General features: G+C 64.3%; 12 protein-coding genes and 1 pseudogene. 4 read left to right on the top strand and 9 right to left on the bottom strand.

The window, feature by feature from the left end:
• Window positions 1-5: 5 nt before the first annotated feature.
• The 6 genes from ACPZMI_RS22955 to ACPZMI_RS22980 form a co-directional block, all read right to left on the bottom strand.
• Window positions 6-617, bottom strand: a complete 612-nt coding sequence (locus tag ACPZMI_RS22955; RefSeq protein ID WP_186708955.1) for a cell wall hydrolase — start codon at window positions 615-617, stop codon at window positions 6-8.
• A 47-nt stretch (window positions 618-664) separates the two neighbouring features.
• A complete protein-coding gene (locus tag ACPZMI_RS22960) occupies window positions 665-1,582 on the bottom strand; it encodes an AEC family transporter (RefSeq protein WP_426353141.1) in 918 nt (305 codons plus the stop codon).
• A 117-nt stretch (window positions 1,583-1,699) separates the two neighbouring features.
• Window positions 1,700-2,563, bottom strand: coding sequence for a LysR family transcriptional regulator (locus ACPZMI_RS22965; RefSeq protein ID WP_186664341.1), 864 nt, complete (start codon window positions 2,561-2,563; stop codon window positions 1,700-1,702).
• A gap of 73 nt (window positions 2,564-2,636) precedes the next feature.
• Window positions 2,637-3,944, bottom strand: coding sequence for a substrate-binding domain-containing protein (locus tag ACPZMI_RS22970; RefSeq protein WP_426353142.1), 1,308 nt, complete (start codon window positions 3,942-3,944; stop codon window positions 2,637-2,639).
• Window positions 3,945-4,028: 84 nt separating this feature from the next.
• On the bottom strand, window positions 4,029-4,631 hold the full coding sequence (locus ACPZMI_RS22975) for a cupin domain-containing protein (protein WP_186664345.1): 603 nt from the start codon (window positions 4,629-4,631) through the stop codon (window positions 4,029-4,031).
• 42 nt (window positions 4,632-4,673) lie between these two features.
• Window positions 4,674-6,626 (bottom strand): oxidoreductase, encoded by a 1,953-nt coding sequence (locus tag ACPZMI_RS22980; protein WP_426353143.1) that lies wholly within the window; start codon window positions 6,624-6,626, stop codon window positions 4,674-4,676.
• 142 nt (window positions 6,627-6,768) lie between these two features.
• Between ACPZMI_RS22980 and ACPZMI_RS22985 the strand changes: the two genes are divergently transcribed.
• Window positions 6,769-7,536, top strand: a complete 768-nt coding sequence (locus ACPZMI_RS22985) for a class II aldolase/adducin family protein (protein WP_272979759.1) — start codon at window positions 6,769-6,771, stop codon at window positions 7,534-7,536.
• Window positions 7,537-7,594: 58 nt separating this feature from the next.
• Here ACPZMI_RS22985 and ACPZMI_RS22990 read toward each other — a convergent pair whose 3' ends face one another.
• Window positions 7,595-8,992: a purine-cytosine permease family protein gene (locus tag ACPZMI_RS22990; RefSeq protein ID WP_426353144.1), complete on the bottom strand. Its 1,398-nt coding sequence runs from the start codon at window positions 8,990-8,992 to the stop codon at window positions 7,595-7,597.
• A gap of 269 nt (window positions 8,993-9,261) precedes the next feature.
• On the opposite strand from ACPZMI_RS22990, the gene ACPZMI_RS22995 reads away from it, so the two are divergent.
• The 3 genes from ACPZMI_RS22995 (at window position 9,262) to ACPZMI_RS23005 (ending at window position 10,866) form a co-directional block, all read left to right on the top strand.
• Entirely contained in the window at window positions 9,262-10,149 is an 888-nt protein-coding gene (locus ACPZMI_RS22995) for an EamA family transporter (RefSeq protein WP_411382590.1), read from the top strand.
• Window positions 10,150-10,209: 60 nt separating this feature from the next.
• The gene (locus ACPZMI_RS23000; protein ID WP_186708985.1) at window positions 10,210-10,530 is read left to right on the top strand and encodes a YbjQ family protein; all 321 of its coding nucleotides are present in this window, start codon (window positions 10,210-10,212) and stop codon (window positions 10,528-10,530) included.
• A gap of 141 nt (window positions 10,531-10,671) precedes the next feature.
• The gene (locus tag ACPZMI_RS23005) at window positions 10,672-10,866 is read left to right on the top strand and encodes a hypothetical protein (RefSeq protein WP_186664354.1); all 195 of its coding nucleotides are present in this window, start codon (window positions 10,672-10,674) and stop codon (window positions 10,864-10,866) included.
• 86 nt (window positions 10,867-10,952) lie between these two features.
• On the opposite strand, the gene ACPZMI_RS23010 is transcribed toward ACPZMI_RS23005, so the two are convergent.
• A complete protein-coding gene (locus ACPZMI_RS23010; protein WP_186664356.1) occupies window positions 10,953-11,288 on the bottom strand; it encodes a hypothetical protein in 336 nt (111 codons plus the stop codon).
• A gap of 262 nt (window positions 11,289-11,550) precedes the next feature.
• Window positions 11,551-11,775, bottom strand: a pseudogene (locus ACPZMI_RS23015) (hypothetical protein); the annotation flags it as partial.

Genomic DNA, 11,775 nt, shown 5'->3' on the forward strand with positions numbered 1-11,775 from the left:
CCTCGCTATCGCGCCAGTGCCTGGTTGGGCTTGTAGAAGATGAAATGCGTGGTCTGCGCTGTGCGCCGATAGGCCTTGGCCCAATCTGGCCGCACAGTGCGATCATGGAAGTACAGCGCCCCCGCGGTGCTGTCCTGCAGCTGCTGGTTCAATGCCTTGCGCGCGATTTCCTTGGCGACCTCGTAGCGCTCCTTTTCCTCGACCTGGTCAGGGCGCCCGTCACACCACCAGGAGAACTGGCAGCTCTTGCTCTCGACGCCTTGCTTGACCACGCCGCAGATGGTGTCGGGGAAGCCGTCCTTGCCCAGGCGGTTGAGCACTACACTGGCCACTGCGCTCATGTCTTGCTCGTCAGCGCCCTTGGCCTCCCAGTAGAGGGTGCGGGCAAGGCAGGTGATGCTGTCGTCCAGCGGCGCTTGCCCGGCCGGATCCACGGCCTGCACCTCGGTGGGGGTGATCTTCTCCGGCGCCTTGGGTGGCGGGGAGTCGTTTACCACTTTCTGTTCCAGCGCCTGGGCCTTGTCTTCAGCGACTGCGGCCTTGGCGCTGTCGGCGGCATGCAACGGGCCTGCGGGCAGGGCCAGGAACAGGCTGATGACCATCCACGGGTGGCGCATGATCGGGCTTCCGCGTCAGTGAGCTGATTACATTCTAGCCAGTGGTTTCAACTCAGTGTGAGGCTCAGCATCAATGGCAGGGTGACGGCTGCGGCGACGGTCTGCAAGGCGATGATGGTCGCCATCAGCGGCGCGTTGCCCCCCATCTGCCGGGCCATGACGTAGGACGACGATGCGGTGGGCAGCGCCTGGAACAGCACGGCCACCACGGCGGCCTGGCCGCTGAGGCCGAGCAGGCGACACAGGCCGAAGGTGGTCAGTGGCATGACCAGGAACTTGAACGCCGAGGCGGCCACCAGGGGCTTGACCTGCTGGCCCATCCGCGCGCCGCCCAATGCCGCTCCGACGCACAGCAAGCCGAGGGGCAGGGCGGCCTGGCCAAGGGCCTTGATCGTCGGCTCCAGCCCCGCCGGCAGGCCAAGCCCGGTGACCCGCAGTAGCAGGCCACCCGCGCAACCTACGATCAACGGATTGGCGAAGATCGCCCGCAGCACGGTCAGTGGCGAGCTGTGGCGAGCACTGAAACGGGCGAATACCAGTACGCAAAGCAGATTGACCAGCGGCACGATCGCCGCGTTGGCCACGGCCGCCAGGGCGATGCCGGCGCTGCCGTAGATGCCCGCCGCCAGGGTCGCGCCAATGTAGTTGTTGAAGCGTATGCCACCCTGGAACACCGAGGTGAAATCAGCACCATCATGGGCTGCCGCGCCTTGGTAGAGCACCAGCAGCAGCGCGCCTGCGAGGGTCGAGAGCATCAGCACCCCAACCATGCCCAACACCGGTACTCCATCCAGGTTGGCGGTGGCCAGGCCATGCAGGAACAGTGAGGGCAGCAGCACGTAGTAGCTCAGGCGCTCGGCGCCGGGCCAGAAACCCTCCGCGAGAAAACCGCGCACCCGCAACAGAGTGCCCAGGGCGATCAGCAGGATGATGGGCACCAGGGTGGTGAGGAGCAGAGGCAGCATGGTCGCGGTTCCGTGGTCGGGTACCGGCACAGGTTAGCGAGGTGAGTCAGCAGAAAAAAACGTTGTTTTCTGCATTCACCGTTGAGAAAAACTGCATGGTCGTAAGCAGTTGCCTGATCAACTGCCCAGGGCGGTCCTGAGTACCGCGCTCAGGTGACGGCGCTGGCTCTTTTCATGTTCCAGCAACACCACGTGGCGGCTCAGTTGCGGCTCGCCAAAAGGCAGCACCGTGGCGGGCGGCAGCCGTTGCAGGTCGTCGTCGCTCATCGGGATGATCGCCACCCCGAGGCCCATTGCAGCCATGCGTGCCAGGGCTTCCTGGCTGTCCAGCTCCATCTGCTCGCTGACCTGCAAATGCTGGCGACGCAGTTCCTGTTCGATCTGCCGACCGGCCCAGGCGCGTTTGTCGAAGCGCAGGAACGGCTGGTTGGCGAGCAGTTGCGCCAGGCTTTGCCCGGCCAGGTCGGGGCTGGCGACGGCCCAGAAACGGTCGGAGAACAGCGGGCTGAACTGCAGGCTCTGCGGGTAGGGGCTGACCGGTTCGGTGGTAATGGCGGCGTCCAGCTCACCGTCCTCGATCCGCCGCGCAAGTTCCGCGGACATGCCCGAGACCACGCTGATGTGCAGTTGCGGATGGTGCGCCTTGATCCACACCAGCGCCTTCGGCAGGCGCCGGGCGAGCACGGTATGGATCGCACCGATACGCAGGCGTCCACGCAGGCTCGGGCCGCTGGCCAGGGTATCGGCCAGCTCGTCGTAGGCGGCGAGAATGCTTTCGGCGCGCGCTACGGCCAGTTGCCCGGCTTCGGTGAGTATCACCTGGCGACGGCTGCGGTCGAACAGCGGCACTTGCAGTTCGTCTTCGAGTGTCTTGATGTGCAGGCTTACCGCCGAAGGGGTCAGGCTCAGCAGGTCGGCGGCGCGGGCGAAGGTGCCGTGGCGGGCGATGGTGACCAGGGTACGCAGGGCTTTGAGGGACACGCGACGGTTCTCCTGCACGGGAATGCCCGGCACGGTACGCGCATCGCGCCTCCTGGGGCAAGCGCCAGGCGGGTCAGTAGACCCACACCTCCACCCGGCGATTGCGCAGGCGCCCCTGTTCCAGGTCGTTGTCGGCTACCGGCAGTTCATCACCCATGCCGGTGACATCCCGGATCTCCACGCCGCTGCGCGCCAGTTCACGGCGCACGGCCATGGCGCGCAGGCGCGAGAGCAGGGCGGCGCGGCCGGGCGTTTCCTTGGGGTCGCCAAAGCCCACGAGTACCGCTTTGTCACGCAGCTTGCCGACCTGGCGCAGGTAGTCGCTGACCCGCTGCACATCGCGCAGGGCCTTGTTGTCGAGGCTGGCGCTGCCCTCCTGGAAGCGGAAGTTGACGCTCAGCCGCCGGGCCTCCGCAGCCAGGGCACGGTATTGCGCGGGCATCTCGGCCTGCACTGCGACCGGCACTGCCTTGACCTGCTGCGAGACGAAACCCTGAGCGGCGACAATGGCCTGCCCGGCAGGGCCCTGGGTGAATTCAGCCAGCGCCCTGGCCTGGTCGGTCGCTTGGGCCGGCAGGTAGAAGAACAACCGCCGCGACAGCGGATAGTCTTCGCTGGCCACGCCAGCGGCGGTTGGCAACAGGGCCGGTGCATCGCCTTCGGCGATGGCCAGCAGCTTGGCGCCATGCACTGTGGTCAGGCTGCTGAAACCGATGGCCGCGGGATCGGCCTTGACCCGTTCGGCCAAGGCATCGCCGGATTCGAAGCGTTTGGCCCGTGGCGAGAGCTCCAGTGCCCGTGGTTGCAGTACCAGCGCGCGAAAGGTTTCGAAGGTGCCGGAGCGATCGTCACGGGCGTACAGGTGAATGGGGCCGCCCGCTACACCGAGTTGTTCCCAGCGTTGGATCTGGCCGGAGAAGACCTGGGCCAGTTGCGCGGTACTCAACTGCTGCAGGCGGTTGTCGGGGTGCACCATGACCGCAACGCCGTCCAGGCCGATCACCTGCTCGCTGGCCGCGCTGCGCAGGTCGCCCAGGCGCTGCAGTCGCAGCACTTCCTGGTCGGAAATCGGGCGCGAGGCGGCGGCAAGGTCGGCTTCGCCACTGTCCAGGGCACTGAAGCCGGTGCTGGAACCATGGGCGGCGATCGTGATCAGCAATGGCTGACCCTGGGCGTCGCGGGCACGGATATCAGTCTCGTTGGGCTGTTTCCCGCGCTCGCTGCGGATGTCTTGCGCACCTTGGCTTTGCAGCAGCCCACGCACCAGCGCAGGGCCCAGCGCCGCGCCGATGGTGTTGGAGCCCTGGATACGCAGTGTGGCTGGCTCCGCCTGAGCCAGCAGGGGCAGCAGGCAGAGCAGAAGAGCGAGCGGGCGGGGCATGCCGGGATCCTTGAGGCACAGATATGTCCGGCAGATTACGACAGCGGTGTGAATGAAAAATGACGGTCAGGCGCAGGCCAGCGGTCAGAAGGTGGGCGGCGTGATCACCCAGATGACCACCGTGTCCACCTCGCCAGGGTTGCCATAGCGGTGCGGCTCCTGGCTGGGAAAACTGAAGCTGTCGCCTTCATCGAGCAGGAAGTGGCGCTCTCCCACCCACAGTTCGAAACGCCCTGACAACACATACCCGGCTTCCTCGCCTTCGTGGCTGTAGCTCTCCTGGCTGTAGGCGCCCGGCGGGAAGCGCGAATGCAGCATCTCCAGCTGGCGGTTGGGCTGCGGGGTGAGCAACTGGTCGACCACGCCATCTTCGTAATGCACGCTCAGACGGCTTTGCCTGCGCACCACGAAGCCCTGGTCCTCGGGCGCGGTGCTGGCTTCGCTGGCGAAGAACCACTGGATGGTCACCCCCAGGCTGCGGGCGATGTTGAACAGCGCCGGGATCGAGGGGTACGACAGGTTGCGTTCCAGCTGGCTGATGTAGCCAGCGGTCAACTCGCTGAGGCGGGCCAGTTCCGCCAGGGTCATGCCGCGGCGCTTGCGCAGGCCGCGGATGCGGGTGCCGAGGAACTGCGGCGCGGCGGCACCGCCTTCGGCGAGTTGCGGGACGAGGGGGCGCTGGCTCATCGAGGGTCGGTCCATCGGTAAAAACCGGGAGTATGACCAGCCTCAGAGCGACCAGGCAACCGCCAGGCCGTCATGGATTGCCTCTTCAGCGGTTCGTGGAGCCAGGCAATCGCCGATGCGCCGTACTTCGACCAGCCCGGCCAGCTCCTGGGCCAGGGTGTCGACAGGCTGGTGACCGAGGCACAGCACCAGGGTGTCGATCTGTTCGAAGATCATGGGTTCGCCACTGGCGGTGTGCTGCAAGTACACGGTGTTGTCGTCGGTGCCATAGAGGCGGGCGTAGGGGGTGATGGGGATACCCAGGCGGTGCAGTTCGCCGGCCATCTGGTCACGCACGTAGAGCGGCAGGCTCTCGCCGCAGTGAGTGCCATTGACAGCCAGTTGCACCTGATGACCTTCGCGCACCAGGCGTTCGGCGATGCCTGGGGCGATCCAGTCGCAGCGCCAGTCCAGCACCAGCACCGAGCGCCCCAGGGCGTGCTCGTTGCGCAGCACCTGCCAGGCATCCACCACCTGCAGCTCGCCGCTGCGCTCAAATGCAGGCCAGTAGGGGGTGGCACCGGTGGCCGCGATCACCAGGTCTGGCCGTTCGCGCTCGACCAGCGCGCGGTCTACACGGGTATTGCGTACCACCTGCACCCCTGCCAGTGCCAGTTCGCGCTGCAAGTTGGTGCTGGCGCCGCCGAACTCGCTGCGCCGTGGCAGCAGTTGCGCCAGCAGCACCTGGCCGCCGAGCTGCGGGCCCGCTTCGTACAGCGTCACTTCATGGCCTCGGGCGGCGGCGACGATGGCCGCCTTCATGCCTGCCGGACCACCGCCAGCCACCAGGATACGCTTGCGCCGGGGGGCAGGTGTGACGGTGCCGTACTGCAGTTCACGACCGGTTTCCGGGTGCTGAATACAGGAGATCGGCAGGCCCCGATGGAAGTGGCCGATGCAGGCCTGGTTGCAAGCGATGCAGGCGCGCACGTCTTCGACACGGCCTTGTTCGGTCTTGATCGGCATCTGCGGGTCGCAGATCAGCGCACGGGTCATGCCGCACACATCGGCCTGGCCACGGGCGAGAATCAGTTCGGCTTCCTGCGGCTGGTTGATACGGCCAGTGACGAACAGCGGGATGTCCAGGCGCGCCTTGAAACTACCGGCTTCGCGGGCCAGGTAGGCCGGTTCGATGGCCATCGGTGGGACGATATGCACCGCGCCACTCAGGGTCGCCGAGGTGCCGGCGACGATGTGCAAGTAATCGACCTGATTCTGCACCGCGATGGCGGCCGCCAGTGATTCGTCTTCGCTCAAGCCTTCGCTGTCACGCTCGTCCGCACTGATGCGCAGGCCGACGATGAACTGTTCGTCAGTGGCTGCACGCACCGCTGCCAGCACTGCGCGCAGAAAGCGCAGGCGTGCTTCGAGGTCGCCGTTGTAGCCATCGGTACGACGGTTGACACGTGGATTGAGAAACTGCGCGGGCAGGTAACCGTGGCTGGCCACCACTTCGACGCCGTCCAGCCCGGCCTGGTGCAGGCGCCGGGCTGCACTGGCGTAGCCCTGGACGATTTCGTCGATCATGGGCTGCTCCAGGGCGCGCGGCATCACGCGAAAGCGCTCGTTGGGCACCGCCGAGGCCGAGTAGGCCACTGCCAGCAGGCCATCGGCCGATTCCATGATCTCCCGGCCGGGATGGAACAGCTGCGACAGCACCACGGTGCCGTGTGCGTGGCAGGCCTGGGCGATACGTCGGTAACCGTCGATGCAGGCATCGTCGGTGGCCATCAGCACATGCGAGGTGTAGCGCGCGCTGTCGTGAACCCCGGCGACCTGCAGCACGATCAGGCCGGCGCCGCCCTCGGCGCGGGCGCGCTGATAGGCGACGAGCTTGTCGTTGACCAGGTTGTCGGTGGGCAGGCAGGTGTCGTGACCACTGGACATGATGCGGTTCTTCAGGCGTTTGCCACGGATCTGCAAGGGTTCGAACAGGTGAGCGAAGGCAGTCGACATGCGTACGAGCTCCAGCGTGCGTTCTTGTTTTTTTCATGGAAGTGTACCTTCAGTAAAAAATCAACTTGTTTTTTTACTTTGGCGGGACTAGCTTCGGCTCATCCCCTCGGACTGGGATAAGCTCGTCCCCACAAGAACAACCCTGGATGACACCATGCACCCCAGCGAACGTACCCTGCGTGAGGAACTGGCCGCCTGTTATCGGCTGATTGCGCATTTCCGCATGACGGACCTGATCTTCACCCACATCTCGGTGCGCGTGCCCGGCCCCGAGCATCATTTTCTGATCAACCCCTATGGCCTGCTGTTCGAGGAAATCACCGCGTCCAACCTGGTGAAAATCGACCTGCAAGGGCGTGCCGTGGAGGCGTCGCCGTACCCGGTCAATCCGGCTGGCTTCGTCATCCACAGCGCCATCCACGGCGCACGCGAGGATGCCCAGTGTGTGTTGCACACCCACACCCGTGCCGGGTGCGCGGTGGCGGCGCTCGAGTGCGGGCTGCTGCCGGTCAACCAGATCTCCATGGAGTTCTACGGCAAGGTCGCTTACCACGACTATGAGGGTGTCGCCCTGGACATGGACGAGCAGCAGCGACTGGTCGCCGACCTCGGGGACAAGCCGGTGATGATCCTGCGCAATCATGGGCTGCTGACGGTGGGGCGCACGGCCGGCGAGGCGTTTCTGCGCATGTTCTACCTGGAGAAGGCCTGCGAGATCCAGTTGGCGGCGCAGAGTGCCGGGAAGGTGGTGCTGCCATCGCCCGAGGTCTGCGCGCATACCGAGCAGCAGTTCAATGCTCCGGCGAGGCCGCTCAAGCCCGGTGAGCTGGCGGACCCGGATGCCATGGGGCTGGCCTGGGGGGCGCTGTTGCGCTTGCTGGAGAAAGTGGCGCCGGATTATCGGGACTGACGGCAGAAGCGGCTTTTTGTAGCGAAAGGCCGCTTCTGCAAAAGACCGGTGTCGTCGGTCAATGTGCCTGGGGTTCGATCAACTGCGCCGGCGCTTGCCTGGCCTTGCCCCGGGCAACCCAGTAATACAGCACGCTGGGTACCACCAACCCGATCAGCCACGACACATCGACACCGCCCAGGTGCGCAACCATGGGCCCGGTGTACAGCTTGGTGTCAATGAAGGGCATCTGGATCAGCACGCCGATGCTGTAGACGATGATGCCGGGCCAGTTCCAGCGGCCATAGCGCCCGTCGGGATCGGCCAGGGCAGGGATGTCGTAACGCTCGCGGGTAATGAAGTAGTAGTCCACCAGGTTGACCGCGCTCCAGGGCACGAAGAAAGTCAGCAGGAACAGGATGAACGACTTGAACGCACTCAGGAACGAATGCTGACCGAGCAGGGCCACCAGCGTCGCAGCACCCACGATGCCGAGCACGAACAACAAGCGCTGCAAGCGACTGATCTGCAGGCTGCCGCGAAAACCGCTGATGATCGTGGCGATGCACATGAAGCTGCCGTAGCTGTTCAGGGTTGAGATGGTCACCTTGCCGAAGGCGATGGCGAAGTACAGCAGCGCCGCGGTGGTGCCGGCGCCACCCAGGCCGACGATGTAGGCCACTTCACGCCCCGAAAACTGACCGCCGGCAATCGCTGCGGCGAACACGCCGAGGATCATCGATGCCTGGGCGCCGATCACCGAGCCCAGGCCGGCGGCGAGGAAGGTCTTGAGCGGCGACGTGTTGCTGGGCAGGTAGCGTGAATAATCGGCGACGTAGGGGCCGAAGGCGATCTGCCACGAGGCGGCCAGCGACACCGCCAACAGGAACGAGGCCCAGCTGAAGTGGCGGTTGTCGAGCAGTTGGCCGATATCGGCGAGCATCAGGATACGGCTGAACAGATAGACGAACGCAATGATCCCCAGCACGCTGGCGACACGGCCGATCCAGTGGATCACGCGGTAGCCGGCGAGGGTGGCCAGTACGATCACGCCAGCGAAGATCAGGATACCGGCACTGTCGCTGACACTGAGCAACTGGCCGATAGCCTGGCCCGACAGCACTGTGCCGGTGGCAGTGAACCCCAGGTACATCAAGAACACCAGCACCATCGGGATGGCCGCGCCATAGACGCCGAACTGCACGCGGCTGGAGATCATCTGCGGCAGCCCCAGTCGCGGCCCCTGGGCGGCGTGCAAGGCCATGACCGCTCCGCCAATCACTTGGCCCAGCAGCAGGCCGATCAGCGACCAGAACACATCACCGCCAAGCACGACGGCGAGGGCGCCGGTCACGATGGCGGTGATCTGCAGATTGGCTCCCAGCCACAGGGTGAACTGGCTGTACACGCGTCCGTGGCGTTCAGCTTCGGGAATGTAGTCGATCGAGCGCCGCTCGATCACGGGCTTGCTGGACATGTGGGGCTCCGCTTGTTTGTTGTTGTAGGGCGGGGAGGGCATCCAGAGGGATGACTCTGCTCTTATATCATCATGTATATACAAGATGGTCAATGCGCAGGCATCGACTTTTGGGATAGCGAAAAGGTCACTGCAAAACCATCCACCACTTGCATAAACAGCTGACTGTTGCGCAACCCTAGGCCGCAACTGTGCTGGTCGCTGGCGAAGGAATACCCTTATGCTGTAACGAAATATGTCGTGAAATGCCTGATAGAAGGAACACCGCAATGCCAGTCAAGGACCTGCTGATCGCCCTGGTGGTGATCATTGCCTGGGGCGTCAACTTCGTGGTCATCAAGGTCGGGCTCGACGGCCTTCCGCCCATGCTGCTCGGCGCCTTGCGTTTCATGCTGGTGGCCTTTCCGGCGATCCTCTTCATCAAGCGCCCGAACCTGCCCTGGCGCTGGCTGATCGCCTATGGCGCGACCATCTCCCTCGGGCAGTTCGCCTTCCTGTTCCAGGCCATGTACAGCGGCATGCCCCCGGGGCTGGCTTCGTTGGTACTGCAATCGCAGGCGTTCTTCACCTTGGGTTTCGCTGCGCTGTTTCTGGGGGAGCGGTTGCGCCCGGCCAGTGTGCTCGGGTTGCTGGTGGCGGCCGGCGGCCTTGCGGTGATCGGCAGCGAAGACAGCAGTCATGTGCCATTGGTGGCGCTGCTGTTGACCCTGTGCGCCGGCGCCATGTGGGGCATGGGCAATATCATTACCCGGCGCTTTGGCTCGGTGGACCTGGTGGCCCTGGTGATCTGGGGCGGGTTGATCCCGCCGCTGCCGTTCCTGGCGCTGTCGTGGTGGTTGGAGGGGCCGCAGCGCATCGGTCATGCGCTGGCCAACATCGGCATGAGTTCGGTGCTGGCGTTGCTCTACCTGGCGCTGGTCGCCACCATGCTCGGCTACAGCCTGTGGAGCACATTGCTCTCGCGTCACCCGGCCGGCAAGGTCGCGCCATTTTCGCTGCTGGTGCCGGTGATCGGCCTGAGCTCCTCGGCCTGGCTGCTCGACGAGCGCCTGAGCGCCGCACAGGGTTGGGGGGCGCTGCTGGTGATGCTGGGGCTGCTGATCAATGTCTTCGGGCCCCGCCTGGGCCAACGCCTGCGAGCTGCCAGCGCGCAGTAACCTGTCGAACGCGAGGCTCTGTTAGCATCTGGGGTTTTCCAGAACCACGGAGCCGTGCCCATGATCATTTCCACCACCAGCCAGCTCGAAGGTCGCCCGATCAGCGAGTACCTCGGCGTGGTCAGCGCCGAATCGGTGCAGGGCGTCAACTTCGTGCGCGATTTCTTCGCACGCTGGCGCGACTTCTTCGGCGGTCGCTCGCAAACCCTGGAAAGCGCATTGCGCCAGGCGCGCGAGCAGGCCACCGAGGAACTGCTGGAGCGGGCACGTCGCTTGCAGGCCGATGCAGTGGTGGGCGTGGACTTCGAAATCAGCATGCCGTCCGTGCAGGGTGGGATGGTCGTGGTGTTCGCCACCGGGACGGCTGTGCGTCTTAAATAGCGGCGAGGTGCCACTGGTCGGGCAAAGGTCTTTCGTCCGGGTGGTCTGCAAATGACCGGCTAGTCTCAGTTCAACGAGCCGTGTTTCTCTGGGCAAGCAGGCTGCTTGCCGACGCGGTCGCCTTTGGAGGGGAGACAGGGTATGAGCGAGTCCTATATCGAAGACCTGAACGACGCATTCCCGATCAACAGCCAGGTACGTTGCGGCCAGACGGCCTTTCACCTGGGTTTTGCCAACATGACTCTGGACGAATCCGAGCAGCTTCAGCCGGCCCACTTGCAGCGCAGCAAGAAAGGGCGCTTCACGCCACGGGTGCCCGCCAAGAAGTCATCCTGACGCCTCATTGATGCCCATCGCAGGGGCCTGCTCCGAGCATGAAAAAACCCGGCCTTGCGGGCCGGGCTCAAGTAGCGGTGTACAACTCAGTTGAGTGGGTCGATCACCTTGACGGTCTGCTGCTCACGGGCGGCAGGCCATTCTTGTTGCAGGGTCATGAGTACGCGTTCGACGAACTGAGTGTCGGCGGCGGCCTTCTTGCCGACGTAGCCCTGGCCACGGCGGTAGACCTTGAAACGGGCGCACATGCTGTCGGGCATATGCAGGTCGGATTCGTCTTCGACGGTGTTGGCCGGCAGGCGGTCGAGGCGGACCTCGCCAGTCTGGCTGACCCACAGCAGGTGGTCGTCGAGGCTGTCCTTGCGTGCGGCGAACAGCTGAGCCAATTGGTCGATCGTAGGATTGTTGTTCAAGTTCATCATAAAGCCCCCATTACCCATTCGTTGGTGATTTTCACAGTTGGCGCCACAGCGGTGTAGCGCTCTACCAAGGCTGCTACAGCAGCATCGCAACAGGGGCTTTCTCACGCTGCCTTTTGGACAGTTTCCCTCTCCACGGACGGCCTGCGTTACCGCGCAGGCCGTCTGGAACACCCTTGCCACCGCTCCCGATCAGGGAGACGGCCTCATCATGCACAAGGCTGGGGAAGGGCGTCAATGGGTTTGTAGTGAAAATTTTTAGTCACTACATCTTGTCGGACAATCCTGCTTTTTCAGGGGAATAGCGCGCACTCAAGGTCATCCCTTTCAAGGTGTTCGCGTGCGATTGTGTGAGGGCTGACAGGGGCTTGCCGAAAGTTTTTTGGTGCCTATGAGATCGAGTGCCGCCCGCGCGGCGCTTCGCGGGGAAACCCGGTCCTCCATTTGTTTCAGGACGTTTATTTCTGTTCCAAATAAGCATAACAAAATG

This window comes from Pseudomonas wayambapalatensis (assembly GCF_049942315.1).
Classification (GTDB): Bacteria; Pseudomonadota; Gammaproteobacteria; order Pseudomonadales; family Pseudomonadaceae; genus Aquipseudomonas; species Aquipseudomonas wayambapalatensis.